This is a genomic window from Staphylococcus sp. B1(2026) (assembly GCF_058895785.1).
This window is the reverse complement of the sequence record NZ_JBZXTS010000027.1, coordinates 1-18,618: the sequence shown is the minus strand read 5'-3', so window position 1 is coordinate 18,618 and position 18,618 is coordinate 1. Positions and strand designations below refer to the sequence as shown.

Sequence of the window (18,618 nt, the reverse complement as noted above, 5' to 3'; positions counted from 1 at the left end):
TTAATATGAGATTTCTATTTTATTTAGTGTCGCATTTAATTTTACAACCTATCATTAAAAAAACATTTTTGGAACAAAGTCCAAAAATGTTTACATGAATTGTTTCTCTAATTTTTTAAATAGATCCGAATCAAATTGTAAATCTTGATCTACTAATGCTTTATTTGTATCATAACCTACTAATTTTTCTTCATAACAAGAACCTTCTTCTTGATAAATAATACCTGTTACTAAATCATCATATTGCATCAAAGTTGTCATGGCTTGTATTTTATCACTAGGATTATAGTTTTCTAAATCCGATAATTTTGTTAATTTTTCTTTAAACCATTCGAAAGTATTGACTTGATTATAAGTTACACAAGGACTAAATACATTAACGAAAGCAAATCCTTCATGTTTAATGGCCGCTTCTATAATTGCTATTAACCCTTTAATATCATTAGAGAAAGCTTGTGCTACAAAAGTTGCACCTGATGCTAAAGCTAATTGCATAACTGAAATTTCTGGTTCAATTGCGCCTTCAGGTGTAGATTTTGTTACAAAACCTGTTTGAGAACGTGGTGAAGTTTGCCCTTTAGTTAAACCATAAATTTGGTTATCCATAACTATGTAAGTCATATTAATATTACGACGAATAGCATGTACTGTGTGTGCCATACCTATGGCAAAACCATCACCATCACCACCTGAAGCAATAACTGTTAAATGATTATTAGCTAGTTTTACACCTTGCGCAATAGGTAATGCACGCCCATGCACACCATGCAACCCATATGAACGAATATAACCAGAAATTCGTCCTGAACAACCAATACCTGATATCACTGCTAAATCATGTGGCTCTATTGCTAAATTAGCTGCTGCTCTTTGAATAGCCGCTTGAACAGAAAAATCACCACAACCTGGGCACCAATTGGGAATAACAGTATTTCTAAAATCTTTCATTGTAATTGCCATTATTTTTTACCTCCTAACTCTAATAATTTTTGTTCAATATCACGAGGTAAGAATGGTGTACCATCATATTTCAATAATTTGTCAATTTTGTGATGACAATCAATATTCATCAATAATAATTGTGACAATTGACCAAAATAATTATGCTCTACAACTAAAACTTTTTTAGCACGTTCAATCGCTTGATGAATTTCTTCTAATGGTAAAGGATAAATTTGTCTTAAATGTATATGATTAATTTTCAATTCACTATTTTCAAAACGTTGACAAGCTTCTACAATAGCACCATATGTCGAATTAAAACCTATTACCAAAACATCTGCATCATCGTGTATTTGATGATTAACAAAAGGTTCATCAAATGTCAATTGTTGTAATTTACGCATACGTTTATCCATTTGTTGTTGACGGTTATTTGGATTTTCTATAGGCAAACCATATTCGCTATGTTCTGTACCAGTTACATGATGAATACCACCTTTCATCCCCGGCAATGTTCTTGGAGAAATACCATCTTCAGTTACTTCATAACGTTTGAAATACTGTGTCGATGTTTCATCTAGTTGAGTTGGATCTACTAACTTACCACGACGAACTTCTATTTTATCTAAAGATAAACGTTCAACGGTTTGTTTCCCTAAAGACAATTGTAAATCTGTTAAAATAATGACAGGACATTGTAATTCATCAGCAATATTAAATGCTTCTGCCGTTAAATAAAAAGCATCTTCTGCTGAATAAGGTGCTAATACAACTTTTGGTATATCACCATGTGTCCCAAAAATCATTTGCATTAAATCAGATTGTTCTGTTTTAGTTGGTAAACCTGTTGAAGGGCCTCCTCTTTGCGTATCAACAATAACAACAGGTTGTTCAGTCATCCCAGCTAAACCAATAGCTTCCATCATTAATGACAAACCTGGTCCTGATGATGCTGTCATCGCTCTAACACCTGCAAAATTACTACCGATTGCCATCGTTGCTGCGGCAATTTCATCTTCTGTTTGAACTACTGCACCGCCTACTTCTGGTAATGTTTTCACTAAATATTCCATAATCTCCGAAGCTGGTGTAATAGGGTAAGCACTCATCAAGCGACAGCCAGCTACTAAAGCACCGAATGCAACTGCATGATTCCCTATCATAAATAATCGTTGCTGTGGATCTGTAATTGGTGCTAAGGAATGTGTATTGACAATATCATTTTCTGACATTGCTTCTTTCATTAATTGATAACCTTCTTCTACCGCTTTAATATTCGCCTCAATAACAGCTTCACCCTTAGCAGCAAATTTTTCAGTAATCATTTTATTGAATTGATGTGGTTCAATACCTATCAAAGCACTCGAAGCACCTATCGTCACCATGTTTTTCATTAATTTTGACCCTAATTTTTTTGCTACTTTAGTAATCGGTAAAATGACAAAAGGTGTGGTATTATCTTCAGGCATTTTAGGTTTAAATTGAGCATCAGCAATAATAATACCGTCTTGTGTTAGTTCTTGATAATTCAAGTCAATTGTTTCTTGATCAAAAGCGATTAAAATATCTGTTTCATCGCTGATAGCTTGTGTCGGCGTTGTTGAAATTCTAATTTTATTATTTGTATGTCCACCTTTAATACGACTAGCAAAAACTCGAAAACCATACAAATAATAGCCTAATTGATTTAATGCACTTGAAAAAATTTCTCCGGTACTTTCAATACCTTCACCTTGTTGGCCACCAACTTTCCAAGAAAGCTGAGTTTTCATTTGTTTTCCTCTTTTCTATCTATAATATCTTAATTATAATAACAAATTTTATCAATAATTCCTAATGAATAATGTTAATTTCACTAAATATTCTATTTTCAGTATTTAATCTCAGACTAAAGTACTATAATGATTCAGTATCAAGCGCCATGGTAAAAAACTTATTTATCATATATAATAAATGTATCAATTAAACATTAGTTACTAGGAGGTCAACAATGAAACTAGATTTATCTAACATTATCGTATTCAGTGTAGTCATACTACTGAGTATCTTTATTTTAAAATTTTTATTCAAATTATTATATTTCTTAACACCTATTATCGTTGCTTATATTGCCTATAAATATTATCAAAAAAGAAAACTCGAAAGAAAGAACGATAGAAATAATAACATTTTCGATGCACAATACAGAGATTTGTAATTAACTAAAAATACCTCTATAGCTATGCTGGATACTTAGCATAACTGTAGAGGTGTTTTATTATATTTTATTTACCACAGCCACAAGCACATGATGTTGTTTCACCAGTAAAATCTAATACCATACGCCCTTGAATTTTACCTTCTTCCATTTCTTTAAATATTTTTGAAGCATCTTCAACTGGACGTTTTTGAACTACTGGCACAACTAAACCTTCTGCACCAAATTGGAATGCCTCTTCTAAATCTTTACGTGTACCTACTAATGAACCAATAACTTGAATACCGTCTAAAACTGTTCTCACAATACTTAAATCCATCATTTCAGAAGGTAATCCTACTGCTATTACTCGTCCACCTGCACGAACACTATCAATTGCTTGATTAAATGCAATTTTAGACACTGCTGTCACTACTGCAGCATGACAACCACCTGTTGCTTCTTGAATATATTCAGCAACATTCTCTACTTCTAAACCGTTAATTGTAATATCAGCGCCTACTTCTTTAGCCAATGCTAATTTATCATTATTAATATCCACTGCTACAACATGCGCATTAAATACTTTTTTAGCATATTGAATTGCAAGATTTCCTAAACCACCTGCACCAAAAACTACAACCCATTGTCCTGGTTTTACTTGCCCTTCTTTAATTGCTTTATACGTTGTTACACCCGCACACGTAATACTGCTTGCTTGTGCTGGATCTAAACCTTCAGGCACTTTGACTGCATAATCTGCTGTTACTAAACAATATTCAGCCATACCGCCGTCTACACTATATCCAGCATTTTTTACTGTACGACATAATGTTTCACGCCCCGTAGTACAATACTCACAATGACCACACCCTTGGAAGAACCATGCAATACTTACACGATCACCTACTTTTAAACTCGTTACATCATCAGCAACTTCAGTTACGATTCCAATACCTTCATGTCCTAAAATACGTCCAGGTACTTCACCAAAATCACTAGCAGCAACATGTAAATCAGTGTGACAAACGCCACAATATTCAACTTTAACTAATGCTTCACCTGCGCCTACTTTTGGAATCTCTTTATCTACTAATTCCACTGTACCGTCTAATGCTTCACTTACTACAATTGCTTTCATTGTCATTTTATTTTCTCCTTCATATTTAATATACCTTAATTATATTTTGATGATTTCACCTTAACAACCGTGTTTTGAAAATGTTTTCTACATTTATGTGATTAATTATAAAAGATGATATTAATTTAAAACCTAAACGTAATATATACGTTTTAAGCCATTAAAAAATATCTAGAAACTTAAGATTAAACTAAAGTTTCTAGATACTTTTTATTAGTTATTTTTTTGATTTTTTAATAATACATTAAGTAAGATAGCTCCTACAATCATTCCGATAATTATACATAAACAAAATTTTAATCCGGCAATGTATCCACCAACGATTCCTCCAAATGCAACTGCAAATAAACCACCATGAGGAACTAAGCTAACAATACCAAGATACATTGATATCGCACCTGTTGTACCTGATGCTACCATTAATGCTGGAATAACACGCAATGGACTAGAAGCAGCAAATGGAATTGCACCTTCAGTAATAAATGCCGCTCCCATAAATAAGTTAGTAATTGCTGCTGGACGTTGTGACTGTGGCCATAAATTACGATTAATCATAGCAGATAAGAAAATCGCTAACGGTGGCACCATTCCTGCTGCCATAACAGCAGCCATCACATCTGAACCTGCACTACCTGATGATGCTAACAATGCTGTCCCTGTGACATAAGCTGCTTTGTTGAAAGGTCCACCCATATCAATTGCCATCATACTACCTAAAATAAATCCTAAAATAATTTTACTTGTTCCACTCATACTTTCAATAAAGTGTTGAATAGCACTCATAATTGCTGCTAATGGTGCATTAAATACATAAAACATTAACAAACCAATTAATAAACTACCTAATACAGGAAAAATTAAAATTGGCTTAGTACCCTCTAATGATTTTGGCATCCAGCTAAAAGCTTTTCTTAAAGCTAAAATAATACCACCTGCAAGGAAACCAGCAACTAATGCACCTAAAAATCCTGAAGATTCTAAATTACCAAAACGGCCTGTAAATGATAAAATACTTGGATTTGCAATAATACCACCAATAAAACCAACAACTAATCCAGGACGATCTGCAATAGATTGACCAATATATCCTGCTAATACAGGTAACATCATTGAGAATGCAAATTTACCAATAGAAAAAATTAAATCAGCAAACTCATTATAACTCTTGCTTGTTGGATCGAATGCATTAATACCCCAAAAAAATGATAAAGCAATTAATAAACCACCTGCAACAACAAATGGCAACATATGTGATACACCATTCATCAGATGTTTATATATTTGACGTCCAAAACTTTCTCCACTTATCATTTCTTCATCAATATCGGTTTTATCATTACCTAAATAAACAGGCGCTTCTTTTTTTATAGCTTTGTCCACTAATTTTTCGGCATGATTAATACCATCAGCCACTTTAGTAATAATGACATGCTTACCTTTAAAACGATTCATTTCAACATTTTTATCTGCAGCAACAATAATTGCAGTAGCTCTTTCAATGTCTTCAGATGTTAATTTATTTTCAATACCACCTTGTCCATTTGTTTCAACTTTAATATTGACACCCGCTTTTTTTCCGGCTTGTTTTAATTTTTCTTCTGCCATAAAAGTATGTGCAATACCTGTTGGACATGCTGTAACAGCTAAGATATAAGCATCATTATGATGACTTATCTTATCATCCATTTCTTCTTTAGTTCGTTCGTAGCGTTCAAATACTCGAACAACTTCATCTGGTGTAGTAGCAGCTAATAATGCTGTTTTTGCTTCTGGATTCATTAATACAGATGATAATTTTGATAAAGCTTGTAAATGTTCATTTGAACCACCTTCAGGCGCAGCAATCATAAAAATAAGTTTAGCAGCTTGCCCATCAAATGAGTTCCATTCAATACCTTCCTCACTACGACCAAAAATAATAGTTGCTTTACTAATAGTTTTATCTTGAGCATGTGGAATGGCAATTTCATCACCAACACCAGTTGTTGATTGTGCTTCTCGACGTTCTAACGCTGCGACATAACTATTAACATCTGTCACACCACCTATAGCAGCAAAATTTTGTGCTAATGTCATTAATGTTTGTTGTTTTGTTGTTGTTTTTAAAGATAGCATCATTGCTTCTTTAACAAATAATTGTGATAATTTCATAAGATCTCCTAGTTATAATTTATTTTTGTTACTTCAATATCTTTTACTAATTTATCTACTAATTCTTTAGTTGCAATACCTGTTGAAAATGCCGTCGCACTACCTGTTGCAGCAGCAAACTGCAAACTATTAACATAATTATTTTCTTTAATATATTCATTAATAAAACCTGCTAGCATTGAATCTCCTGCACCGACAGAATTAATCACTTCTCCTTTAGGTACATTAGATTGATAAACTTCTTGATTTTCAGTAATTAATATTGCACCTTCTCCACCACGAGAAACTAATACATTTTTTGCACCTTGCTGTTGTAATTGTTTGGCACAATCAATAATTTCTGAAACTGTCGTTAATGTCTGATTAAAAATTTCACCTAATTCATGATGATTTGGTTTAATTATAAATGGTTCATAAGCTAAGCATGATGTTAATAATTGTTTAGTTGTGTCTAAAACTAATTTTGTTCCTTTTGTTTGACATAACTTAGCAATACTTATATAAGCCGCTTCATCCATTCCTGGTGCAATATTCCCAGCTAAAAAAACAATATCTTGATGTGTTAAATTCTCATCTAAATAAGAAAATAATTGTTCAAAATTCTTTTCAGAAACCACAGCACCAGCTGCATTTATTTCTGTTTCAGTTGTACTCTTTAATTTTAAGTTAATACGTGTAATCCCATCTACATCAATAAAATGTGTTGGAATACCTTCATTAATTAATTGCTCTTTAATAAATTGTCCAGAAAAACCACCTAAAAAACCAGTTGCTATACTTTCTCTACCTAATCTTTTTAAAATAATTGAAATATTAATACCTTTACCTCCAGCTAAATAAGATTCATGTGTAGAGCGATTCAAATTGCCTAATTGACATTCTTTTACATTCATCACTAAATCAATTGCTGGATTAAAGGTGATGGTATAAATCATAATGTAACCTCCTTAATTGTTGAAAAACATTGATAATGTTTTGGATATTGTTCTGTGTAAATTAGACATTCTTCCAAATTTGCAATTTTAGCAAAACATTTTTTATCAAATTTTGAAGAATCAATTATAACAATAGTTTTCTTGGCAGACTTCATCGCTGCTTTTTTAATCTTTGCTTCTTCTATATCAGGTGTTGATACTCCAAATTCATTATCCACACCATTAGCTCCCATGAATGCTAAATCAAAAGAATAATTTTCCAATTGTTCTAAACAGACACCACCAACGACAGCTTGTGTCATTGATTTCACATAACCTCCCAACAAGATAACTTTATTACCTTGTTGCACTAATGGCATAACATGATGAACACCATTTGTTACAATCAACACATCTTTATCAACTAAAAAAGGTATCATAGCATGAATAGAAGTCCCAGCATCCAAATAAATTACCATATCATCGTGAATGTATTGTTGACAAACATAAGCAGCAATTTTATTTTTAGCTATTTTATGTTCTTGTAAACGTTCAGTCATTGTTGTTTCATTAATACCGACTGAAGGTTTCTTTTTACATCCACCATGTACACGAACTAATAAATCTTGTTGGGCAAGTCTATCCAAATCTCGACGAATCGTTGCTTCTGATGACTGTGTTAATTTAACGATATCATTTATTGTCAGTAATTGATGTATATCTAATTTTTTTAGTATCATCTCTCTTCTTTGTTCTGATAACATATCATCTCCCCTTATTAATTAATAGTATAAATGAAATCGTTTTATATTTCAATCTTTTTTAATCAAAATCAATCAAAATCAATCAACTTTATTTGAAAAAATGAGATAGAACGATATAATTCTTTCTATCTCATTCACTCAATCTCTAAAAGGATGATCTTCATTAATTTGTAATGGTTCTATTTTAGTTGCTAAACCTGTTTTATCATCAAAATCTAACACACAAGCTGACAAAGTCTGTCTTCCAGTATCTGCAACTTCAAATCGAGTAGGCATAGCTGTCATAAATTTATTAATAGGATGTTCTGCTTTAAATCCAATCACACCATCATAAAATCCTGTCATTCCTACGTCTGTTTGATAAGCTGTTCCTTTATTTAAAATTCGACCATCTGCTGTAGGTACATGTGTATGTGTCCCTATAATTCCAGACACTCTGCCATTTAAATAATGTGCTAATGCAATTTTTTCTGAAGTTGTTTCAGCATGAAAATCAATAAATATATGATTAGTAACTTTTTTGGCTTCTTCAATATACTTATCTGCAGCAATAAACGGACAGTCAATACTCGTCATAAATGAACGACCTTGTAAATTAATCACTGCTAATTTATGTGAACCACGTTCTAAAATAACCATACCTTTGCCTAAAGTATTATTTGGATAATTTGCAGGACGTACTAACCATTTTGCATCTTCAATAAAATCAAAGATTTCATAATTATCAAATGCATGATTACCTAAAGTAATACAGTCTACACCTTGTCTCATAAAATCTTTATAAATTTTATGTGTAATACCACGTCCATTCGCAGCATTTTCACCATTTACAATGATAAAATTAGGACGATATTTGTTTTTCAATTTTGTAAGATATTGTTCAAGAATATTTCTTCCTAAACTACCAACAATATCACCAATGAATATTATCCTCATTAAGTCTATCCCTTCGTCTCGTCACTATCATTTTACCTTAAATGACATGACATTAAATTTGAATAACTACCTATTATTAAGATAAATTAAAACGATTTCTTTTGATAATTATTAAAAATATTATATCACTGTTTTTTTACAATCACAATTGAAAAATACTATCTATTTTCTTTGTCTTAATTCATCATTTGAGAGATACTATCACTTATTGTTGTTATCATATCATCTACAAACTGACCTGTATCATTTAATACTTGATTAAATTGATCTTTATTTTCTTGAGAAAATAACTGTTCATACCAAGATAATTCAGAAGAATTGACTTCCACTAAAGTATCATCTACACCTATTTGTTCATTTTGAATATTTTCAGCAACCTGTTGTTCAACAACTGGATCAGTTATTTCAAAAGAAGCAACTTCTTTTGAAGAAAATACTTTTTGAGTGCCCAATAAAAATATAATAAAACCACACATCATAATTCCAAAAGTGATAAATAACTTTTTTTGAATCTTAATTTGACGTCTTTTGATTAATCTAATATATAAATAATTTATTAAAAACACTACTTCGCTAACAATAGTTACAAGCATAATAAATAAACCAAGATAAATAAGTGGACTCATCATTTTCCTCCTAACTTAAAATTATAACAATATAATCACTATAATATTTTTTTGATAAAAAATAAAGTAGATTTGTGAAAATACATCTAAAGGACTAGTCTTAATCATTAAAACTAAATTCAATTTGTTACTAGTTATTTTATTTAAAATTATATTCTAAATATAGAAAGCTTATTCTTGACTAATATAGCGTACACCAGTAAAATTGAGTTGTATGAACTTTTAATTTTAAGTCATATAATAAGTCTTTAAATCACTATTATAGTGTATTTTACAATAGCTAGGAGGAATAATGGTATGTCACCATTCGTATTACCTATCCTCATTTTTTTTGTAGCATTAATCGCAGGCGCTGTTGTAGGCTATTTTGTTGCTAAATCTCAACTTCAAGATAAACAAAATGAAGCACGTCAAAGTGCTGAACACATTTTACGTGAGGCAAGAAAAGAAGCTGACAATTTAAAACGAGAACAAGTACTCGAGTCAAAAATAGAAATTAATCATTTGCGCCAACAAACTGAAAACGATTTTAAAGAAAGACGTAACGATATTTTAAAACAAGAACAACGTATTCTTCAACGTGAAGAAAGTCTAGATCGCAAAAGTGAATTACTTGATAAAAAAGACGAATTACTTGATGCAAAAGAAGCGAAACTCGAACAAAAACAACAACAAGTCGATGAGTTACAAACTGAAATGAACGATTTAATCACTCAGCATCAAACAGAGCTAGAAAGAATTGCTGATTTAACAAAAAATGAAGCACGCCATGAATTAATGTCAACACTTGAAGATGAAATTGCACATGATATGGCAATACTTCTTCGTGATAAAGAAGCTGAAGTTAAACATGAAGCTGATAAACGTGCAAAAGATATCTTATCAATGGCAATTCAAAGATATGCTTCTGATTATACAGCTGAATCAACTGTTTCAGTTGTTACCTTACCTAACGATGATATGAAGGGACGAATTATTGGACGAGAAGGTCGAAATATTCGTGCTTTAGAAACATTAACAGGTATTGATTTAATTATTGATGATACTCCAGAAGCTGTTATTTTATCTGGATTTGATCCTATTCGACGTGAAATTGCCAAAACTGCATTAGAAAACCTAGTTCATGATGGTCGTATCCATCCAGCTAGAATCGAAGAAATGGTAGACAAAGCACGTAAAGAAATTGATCAAACTATTAGAGAAGCTGGTGAACAAGCTACTTTCGATTTAGGTATACATAATATACATCCAGATTTAAGCAAAATTTTAGGTAGATTAAAGTACCGTGTAAGTTATGGACAAAATGTTTTAAAACATTCTATCGAAGTTGCACATTTATCAGGTATGATGGCTGCTGAACTAGGTTTAGATGTCACTATTGCTAAACGAGCTGGTTTATTACATGATATTGGAAAAGCTATTGATCAAGAAGTCGAAGGCTCTCATGTTGAAATCGGTGTTGCTTTAGCTAAAAAATACAAAGAAAATAAAATTGTTATTAATGCTATTGCTTCTCACCATGGTGATGTTGAAGCAACAGATCCAATTTCACTTATTGTTGCAGCAGCTGATGCTCTTTCTGCAGCTAGACCAGGTGCGCGACGTGAAAGTATAGAAAATTATATCAAACGTCTAGAACGATTAGAAGAAATTGCTAATAATTATGAAGGTGTTGAAAGAACATTTGCTATTCAAGCAGGTCGTGAAATTCGTGTTATGGTTCACCCAGATCAAATAGATGATCTTAAAGCCTATCGTTTAGCTAAATCTATAAAAGAACAAATCGAAGAAGAATTACAATACCCTGGTAGTATTAAAATAACAGTGATAAGAGAAAGCAGAGCTGTTGAATATGCAAAATAAGAGGAAGATCATCAATCTTCCTCTTATTTATTTTATTTATATTAATGATAATCCATCATCTTCTATAACTTGATCTTTTGATTTTTTCTCTATTTTCTTATCTTCTTTTACTTCATCTTCAGGTATAATGCCTAGTTTTTGTCTGATTTTTTTATCTAATTCCCCACATAGTTCTTTATTTTCTTTTAATAACTGTTTTATATTTTCTCTACCTTGTCCTAATCTTTGGTTATCATAAGAATACCATGCACCTGATTTTTGAATAATATCATGTTCGGCAGCTAAATCTACAATTTCACCTACTCTAGAAATACCTTCACCATACATAATATCTACTTCTGCTACTTTAAATGGTGGCGCTACTTTATTTTTCACTACTTTAACTTTAGTTTTATTTCCAACAATATCAGTACCTTGTTTAATTTGTTCTCCACGTCTAACTTCTAATCTAACCGAAGCATAGAATTTTAATGCACGTCCTCCTGTTGTTACTTCAGGGTTACCAAACATCACACCCACTTTTTCACGTAACTGATTAATGAATATAGCAATAGTATTTGATTTATTAATTGCACCTGTTAATTTTCTCAATGCTTGTGACATTAAACGTGCTTGTATACCAACATGTGCTGCTCCCATATCTCCATCGATTTCAGCTTTCGGTACTAAAGCTGCTACAGAGTCTACAACAATAATATCCACTCCACCAGAGCGTACTAATGTCTCTGCAATATCTAATGCTTGTTCTCCAGTGTCTGGTTGAGATACAAAAAATTTAGAATCTTCAAATTGTACACCTAATGCTTGTGCATACTGTGGATCAAGTGCATTTTCAGCATCAATAAAAGCTGCAATACCACCTTGTCTTTGTACTTCAGCAATAGCATGTAATGCAACTGTTGTTTTACCCGACGATTCAGGTCCATAGATTTCAATAATTCTACCTTTTGGATAACCACCCACACCTAATGCTACATCTAATGCTATTGAACCACTAGAAGTTGCTTCAACATTAATGCGCGAATCAGCTCCTAATTCCATAATTGCACCTTTACCATAATCTTTTTCTATTGATTTAATTGCATTTTCAACTGCTTTTAATCTTTCATTACTCACGTTATACCCTCCAGAATATCTCAATATGTTATATTATTAATTTAATAATACCTTATACGTCTACTAATTGCAAGTAGATTCATCTATCTTTTGTAAATGCTCTAATAAGTATTTAAGTCCTTCTTCTACTGCTTGATGACGAATAGATTCTCTATCCCCATCTAATTTCAAAGTAAGTGTATGCAAATTATTCTTAATCATAATAGAAATAAAAACTTGTCCTACTTCACCTATTTGACTTATTGGACCAGCTTCTCCTGTAAATGATAATGTAACATCTGCATTAAATAATAATTTAACACCTTTAGCCATTTGTTCTGCAACCTCTTTACTAACTGCTGTTTTGGACACTAATGTATCGTGATCCACTTTTAAAATACGTTGTTTAATTTCATCATTATATGCAACAATACCACCTAAAAATATTTGTGATATTCCTGGGCACTGAACTATAGTTGCTTGACATAATCCACCCGTTAAACTTTCAGCAAGTGCTAAATTATATTGTTTTCCCACTAATATATTTTTTATTTGTTCTACTTTACTTATCATTTAATTGTTCACCTACATTTATTAAAAAAGTGAGAAACCTATAAAACAAAACATAAAAGTTTTGTTTGTTTTCTCACTCATCATTCATTAATTTTTAAATAAATATCTACCATTCCAAACATATTCAATACCAGATACTATTGTTAGAATTACTGCCAACCACATAACTAACATACCTAAATCAATATCAAATATATTAAATATAGGATTCCCTAATAATAATAATGACATACCTATCATTTGAAATGTAGTTTTCAACTTTCCTAACCAACCAGCTGCAATAACTTCACCTTGTTCAACAGCTAACAAGCGTAAGCCTGTGACAATAAATTCTCTTGAAATAATAATAATCACCATCCATGCTGGCAACATTTGAAGCTCAACCATCACAATCAAAGCTGTAGAAACAAGCAATTTATCTGCTAAAGGATCTAAAAATTTACCCATATTTGTTATTAAACTATACTTTCTGGCGATATAACCATCAACATAATCTGTGATAGATGCAATTATAAAAATAATTGCACCTATTAATTGATGGATGTGAATAGGATGACCTCCTAAAATACTTATAGTTGTACTAGTGAAATTTACAAGTAAACAAATTACAAATATTGGTATTAAAATTGTTCTTGCTAAACTAATTTTATTTGGTAAATTCATCTTATCTATCTCCTATTCTTCACCTTGTAAAATATCTATACGATACACACGATATTCTGTAGTAAGTTTATCAACCACTACCGGTAAAGTCACACCATTAATTGTAATTTCTAAATTATTTGCTGGTTTAGCATAAATAAGAATATATGAAGTTTCATTATCAATAATCATTTCCTGTTGTTGTGATTTATCAATAGAATCTGAATAATATAATTGACCACTATCATCTCTAACATCTAAGATTTCCGAAAATTCTAATGCTTTAACGGTTACTTTATATTCATCTTTATAAGGCATAGAATAAGCTAACTGGTTATCTTCTTCACCTTTATATTCTAAACCTAATTTTTCTTTAGCTTCTGCAAATTGTTTTTTAGCTTGTTCTTCTTTATCTACTTTTATTTGCGCTTTATCTTGACTATTATTTTTTTGTTGTGAAATTAATTCAGTTTTAGGTTCTACTTTGTTTTTTGATGCAGTTTGATAGTTATTCGATAAAAGTGTATATATAGTATACATTAATAAAACAATAATCATCGTAGCCACTAATGATAAAATAATAGTAATTAAATCAATTCGTTTCTTTTGATTTACTTGGTTAATAACTTTATGATTAGATGAATTTGATTTCACTTCAACTTTTTCTGGTTCTTTTACTACTGTTGCTTCTTCAATTTCTTTACTCTTAGTTTTATTTTTTAAACGTTGTAATTCTAAATCTACTGGTGTTAAGTGATCCTTAGTAACTTCATCAAATTTATGAGAAATTTCATGAACATTTAACGATAAAGCTTTAGCAATTTTCATTACCATTGCTTTTTGATAAAATCTACCTTCAATTTTTTCAAATTTACCTGATTCAATCATTTGTATTTGTTCTATTGACAAATGTGTACGATTTGCTATATCTTGTTGTGTTAAACCTGCATTTTTACGGGCAAGTCTAAGTTTTTTAGAAATAGATGGCATACGCTTACCCTCTCTCATAACTTATTTTTATATGATTATCATATCATATATATAACTTTATACGCAATATTATACCTAACTTATACTTTTCTAATTACTTTAAATTGTAATTTACTTGATTTAAAATAATTCAATGAGTATAAGATTGGTGTGTTATTTTCAATTACATGTGTTTGTTTTAATAATAATAAAGCTTCAAATGGCGTACATTCTAAACCTTGACTAATTGTTTCATCATAACTTACTGGTTCTATCTCAGCCACAGCATAATCAAACTTAAAATTATTTTTTATTTCTAATAACTTTAACATAGGTTGTTGAAATAGATTTATTGTCACATTTTTAGGTAAATATTTTGTTGGTATTTTTTCTATACAGTAAACTACCGGTTGTGTATTTGCTGTTCTAATTCTCTCAATAACTGTAATTGGTTCTCCTAATGCTACATTTAAATATTTACTTTCCTCAAATGCGGCATTTACCTCAGTAATATTGATAATAATCGAACCTGCTTTTTGACCTGTTTGTTCAATCATTTCTGTAATACTTTCTAATTTTTCAATACCTGATTGTACTAGTGGTTCAGGTTTAACATAATATTCATCAGCAAAATAATTAATTAATATCCCTTCACTCACTAACATTTTCATTGCTTGATTAACAACGAAAATAGGTAAATTTAATAATGTGGCAATTTCATAAGAAGATGGGATTGTTTTCTCTTTCTTCCAATTATTTTCTTTTATTTGTTGCACTATCCAAGATTTAGCATCATTAATGTCCAAATTGTCGCCTCCTACTACCATTAAATAATATCTCCATCCCATTTTTCCATACCATCTGTCACATTAATTGTTTGAAAGCCTTGTTGCTCTAAATACTGACAAGCTCTCGCACTACGATGGCCTGATCTACAAATTAAAGTGTATGTTGTTTCTTTATTCAATTCTTCAATACGAAAAGGTAACTCGCTTAATGGAATATTAATGGCAACTGGAATCATCCCATTTGATACTTCATTTTTTTCTCTTATATCAATAATATGATGATGATATAAAAAATGTTCTAATTCTTCTGTTGTTATTTCTTGCATAATAATCCCTTTCTTAATTAGCCACAATATTAATTAATTTACCAGGAATAATGATCATTTTTCTAATTGTTTTCCCTTCAATTTGTGATTTAATAGTTGTATTATTTAAAGCTATTTCTTTTAACTCGTCTTCACTAATATCTTTAGGTACTACAATTTTAGCACGTACTTTCCCCATGATTTGAATAATAATTTCTACTTCTTGCTCAATTAATTTATTTTCATCATAACTTGGCCATGCTACATAACTAATTAACTCTTGATGTCCTAATTTTTCCCATAACTCTTCTGATATATGTGGGGCAAAAGGTGCTAATAATTGAACAAATCCTTCAGCATATTGTTTAGGTAAATGTGTTGATTTATAACACTCATTAACAAAGGTCATCATTTGAGCAATCGCTGTATTAAATTGTAAGTTTTCGATATCTTCTGTTACTTTTTTAACAGTTAAATGATATGTTTTTTCTAAACTTTCATTAACTTTATCTACAATAATGTCATTTAATTGACCCTCTTCAGTTACATACAAACGCCACACACGATCAAGAAATCTTCTTGCTCCATCTAAACCGTTTGTTGACCATGCAATAGAAGCATCCAACGGTCCCATAAACATTTCATAAACACGTAATGTATCCGCACCATGTGATTCAATAATATCATCTGGATTAACAACATTACCTTTCGATTTAGACATTTTTATATTACCTTCACCTAAAATCATACCTTGATTATATAATTTTTGGAATGGTTCTTTTGTCGGTACTAATCCTAAATCATATAATACTTTATGCCAGAAACGTGCATACAATAAATGCAATACAGCATGTTCTGCACCACCTATATAAGTATCTACTGGTAACCAATATTTTAATTTTTCTGGGTCAGCAAACATTTCTGAATTATTTGGATCTATATAGCGTAAATAATACCAACATGAGCCAGCCCATTGCGGCATTGTATTCGTTTCACGTCTCCCTTTCATACCTGTTACTGGATCAACAACGTTTACCCAATCACTAATATTAGCTAATGGTGATTCACCTGTACCTGAAGGTCTAATATTTGTCGTTTTAGGTAATAATAAAGGTAATTCATTTTCTGGCACTGTTGTCATCGTGCCATCTTCCCAATGAATAATTGGAATAGGTTCGCCCCAATAACGTTGTCTTGAGAATAACCAATCACGTAAACGATAAGTTACTTTTTTTCTACCTATATGATTATCTTCTAAAAATTTAATTGCTGTTGTTATCGCTTCTTCTTTCGTTAAACCATTCAAAAATTCTGAATTGATATACGTTCCTTCTTCTGTATAAGCCGCTTCTTCTAAATTACCACCTTCAACAACAGCTAGAATCTCTAAATTGAATTTAGAAGCAAATTCATAATCTCGTGTATCATGTGCTGGCACGGCCATAATTGCACCTGTACCGTAACTACTTAATACATAATCACTAATCCAAATAGGTATTTCTTTATTATTAATTGGATTAATAGCATAGGCACCTGTAAAGACACCTGTTTTATTTTTATTCAAATCGGTACGTTCTAAATCCGATTTATGTTTAACTTCTTCTAAGTAATTATCAACTGCAGCATAACTTTGTTCTGTTGTAATCTGTTTCACTAAAGGATGTTCTGGTGCTAACACACAGTAAGTTGCACCGAATAAAGTATCTGGACGTGTCGTAAATACCGTAAATTGATGGTCTGTTCCAGCAACTTTAAATTCTACTTCTGCCCCTCCCGAACGCCCAATCCAATTTCTTTGCATTTCTTTGATGCTTTCTGTCCAATCTAGTTCATCTAAATCTTCTAGTAAACGATCAGCATATTCTGTAATTTTTAATACCCACTGGCGCATCGGACGACGCTCAACTGGATGTCCACCACGCTCTGATACACCGTCAACAACTTCTTCATTTGATAAAACTGTACCTAATGCTTCACACCAGTTAACTGCAATTTCATCTACATAAGCTAAACCTTTATTATATAATTGAATAAAAATCCATTGTGTCCATTTATAATATTCTGGATCTGTTGTATTAACTTCTCTTGCCCAATCATAAGAAAAACCTAATTCTTTAATCTGACGACGAAATGTATCAATATTTTTTCGAGTAAATATTGCCGGATCATTTCCTGTATCTAAAGCATATTGTTCAGCTGGCAATCCAAAAGCATCCCATCCCATTGGATGTAACACATTAAAACCTTGTGCACGTTTATAACGTGATAAAATATCTGTAGCTGTGTAACCTTCGGGATGTCCTACATGTAAACCAGCTCCTGATGGATACGGAAACATGTCCAAAGCATAAAATTTTTCTTTTGTCATATCATCAGATGTTTTAAATGTCTCATTTTTATCCCAATAATTTTGCCATTTTTTTTCGATTGTACGATGATTAAAATTCATATTTTCCTCCATTAAATAAAAAGTCCCCATAATTGTTTCAACAATTATGGGACGAGAATATATACTCCCGCGGTACCACCCGCATTCCTAGTAATTAGGCACTTAATTATTTTAATTTTATAATTGTTAGGCAAGTTCACTCATATTATTTATGTATTCACATCGACCATACACTTTCTGTAAAATAATGATAAAGTTACTACTCCTAATATCGTCTTAATTTTACATTATCTACCATGGAATTTCAAGTTTTAATATTGTGAATTAATTGCGATGTAGCCTAT

At 31.3% G+C, this 18,618-nt stretch carries 17 protein-coding genes; 2 read left to right on the top strand and 15 right to left on the bottom strand.

Annotated elements, in window-relative coordinates:
- Nucleotides 1-90: 90 nt before the first annotated feature.
- Together AC5EAH_RS05505 and AC5EAH_RS05500 are read right to left on the bottom strand one after the other, a co-directional pair.
- A complete protein-coding gene (locus tag AC5EAH_RS05505; RefSeq protein ID WP_493493765.1) occupies nucleotides 91-960 on the bottom strand; it encodes a 2-oxoacid:ferredoxin oxidoreductase subunit beta in 870 nt (289 codons plus the stop codon).
- Nucleotides 960-2,714, bottom strand: a complete 1,755-nt coding sequence (locus tag AC5EAH_RS05500) for a 2-oxoacid:acceptor oxidoreductase subunit alpha (protein WP_493493764.1) — start codon at nucleotides 2,712-2,714, stop codon at nucleotides 960-962. The genes AC5EAH_RS05505 and AC5EAH_RS05500 overlap by 1 nt, the downstream gene beginning before the upstream one ends.
- A 218-nt stretch (nucleotides 2,715-2,932) precedes the next feature.
- On the opposite strand from AC5EAH_RS05500, the gene AC5EAH_RS05495 reads away from it, so the two are divergent.
- Entirely contained in the window at nucleotides 2,933-3,139 is a 207-nt protein-coding gene (locus AC5EAH_RS05495; RefSeq protein WP_493493763.1) for a hypothetical protein, read from the top strand.
- 67 nt (nucleotides 3,140-3,206) lie between these two features.
- On the opposite strand, the gene adhP is transcribed toward AC5EAH_RS05495, so the two are convergent.
- The 6 genes from adhP to AC5EAH_RS05465 form a co-directional block, all read right to left on the bottom strand.
- On the bottom strand, nucleotides 3,207-4,259 hold the full coding sequence (adhP, locus tag AC5EAH_RS05490) for an alcohol dehydrogenase AdhP (RefSeq protein WP_493493766.1): 1,053 nt from the start codon (nucleotides 4,257-4,259) through the stop codon (nucleotides 3,207-3,209).
- Nucleotides 4,260-4,472: 213 nt separating this feature from the next.
- The gene (locus AC5EAH_RS05485; RefSeq protein ID WP_493493762.1) at nucleotides 4,473-6,410 is read right to left on the bottom strand and encodes a PTS fructose transporter subunit IIABC; all 1,938 of its coding nucleotides are present in this window, start codon (nucleotides 6,408-6,410) and stop codon (nucleotides 4,473-4,475) included.
- Nucleotides 6,411-6,418: 8 nt separating this feature from the next.
- Nucleotides 6,419-7,345 carry a 1-phosphofructokinase gene (gene pfkB, locus AC5EAH_RS05480; protein WP_493493761.1) on the bottom strand — a complete coding sequence of 309 codons (927 nt, stop codon included), beginning with the start codon at nucleotides 7,343-7,345 and terminating at the stop codon, nucleotides 6,419-6,421.
- The gene (locus AC5EAH_RS05475; protein WP_493493760.1) at nucleotides 7,342-8,088 is read right to left on the bottom strand and encodes a DeoR/GlpR family DNA-binding transcription regulator; all 747 of its coding nucleotides are present in this window, start codon (nucleotides 8,086-8,088) and stop codon (nucleotides 7,342-7,344) included. Before AC5EAH_RS05475 ends, pfkB begins: the two co-directional genes overlap by 4 nt.
- 138 nt (nucleotides 8,089-8,226) lie before the next feature.
- Nucleotides 8,227-9,024, bottom strand: a complete 798-nt coding sequence (locus AC5EAH_RS05470) for a TIGR00282 family metallophosphoesterase (RefSeq protein ID WP_493493759.1) — start codon at nucleotides 9,022-9,024, stop codon at nucleotides 8,227-8,229.
- Between the two features lie 176 nt (nucleotides 9,025-9,200).
- A complete protein-coding gene (locus AC5EAH_RS05465; protein ID WP_493493758.1) occupies nucleotides 9,201-9,650 on the bottom strand; it encodes a hypothetical protein in 450 nt (149 codons plus the stop codon).
- 297 nt (nucleotides 9,651-9,947) lie between these two features.
- Here AC5EAH_RS05465 and rny point away from each other — a divergent pair, with 297 nt between their 5' ends.
- Nucleotides 9,948-11,513 carry a ribonuclease Y gene (gene rny, locus AC5EAH_RS05460; protein WP_493493757.1) on the top strand — a complete coding sequence of 522 codons (1,566 nt, stop codon included), beginning with the start codon at nucleotides 9,948-9,950 and terminating at the stop codon, nucleotides 11,511-11,513.
- 36 nt (nucleotides 11,514-11,549) lie between these two features.
- On the opposite strand, the gene recA is transcribed toward rny, so the two are convergent.
- The 7 genes from recA to leuS all read right to left on the bottom strand — a co-directional run bounded on the left by recA (nucleotide 11,550) and on the right by leuS (nucleotide 18,334).
- Nucleotides 11,550-12,629 carry a recombinase RecA gene (recA, locus tag AC5EAH_RS05455; RefSeq protein ID WP_493493756.1) on the bottom strand — a complete coding sequence of 360 codons (1,080 nt, stop codon included), beginning with the start codon at nucleotides 12,627-12,629 and terminating at the stop codon, nucleotides 11,550-11,552.
- A gap of 63 nt (nucleotides 12,630-12,692) precedes the next feature.
- Nucleotides 12,693-13,181: a CinA family protein gene (locus tag AC5EAH_RS05450; RefSeq protein ID WP_493493755.1), complete on the bottom strand. Its 489-nt coding sequence runs from the start codon at nucleotides 13,179-13,181 to the stop codon at nucleotides 12,693-12,695.
- Between the two features lie 87 nt (nucleotides 13,182-13,268).
- Nucleotides 13,269-13,844 carry a CDP-diacylglycerol--glycerol-3-phosphate 3-phosphatidyltransferase gene (gene pgsA, locus AC5EAH_RS05445; RefSeq protein WP_493493754.1) on the bottom strand — a complete coding sequence of 192 codons (576 nt, stop codon included), beginning with the start codon at nucleotides 13,842-13,844 and terminating at the stop codon, nucleotides 13,269-13,271.
- Between the two features lie 12 nt (nucleotides 13,845-13,856).
- Nucleotides 13,857-14,813: a helix-turn-helix domain-containing protein gene (locus AC5EAH_RS05440; protein WP_493493753.1), complete on the bottom strand. Its 957-nt coding sequence runs from the start codon at nucleotides 14,811-14,813 to the stop codon at nucleotides 13,857-13,859.
- Nucleotides 14,814-14,893: 80 nt separating this feature from the next.
- Complete coding sequence (locus AC5EAH_RS05435) at nucleotides 14,894-15,598, bottom strand: GntR family transcriptional regulator (protein WP_493493752.1); 705 nt, start codon at nucleotides 15,596-15,598, stop codon at nucleotides 14,894-14,896.
- A gap of 20 nt (nucleotides 15,599-15,618) precedes the next feature.
- Nucleotides 15,619-15,906 carry a rhodanese-like domain-containing protein gene (locus tag AC5EAH_RS05430; RefSeq protein WP_493493751.1) on the bottom strand — a complete coding sequence of 96 codons (288 nt, stop codon included), beginning with the start codon at nucleotides 15,904-15,906 and terminating at the stop codon, nucleotides 15,619-15,621.
- Between the two features lie 13 nt (nucleotides 15,907-15,919).
- Nucleotides 15,920-18,334, bottom strand: coding sequence for a leucine--tRNA ligase (gene leuS / locus AC5EAH_RS05425; RefSeq protein ID WP_493493750.1), 2,415 nt, complete (start codon nucleotides 18,332-18,334; stop codon nucleotides 15,920-15,922).
- Between the last annotated feature and the right edge of the window lie 284 nt (nucleotides 18,335-18,618).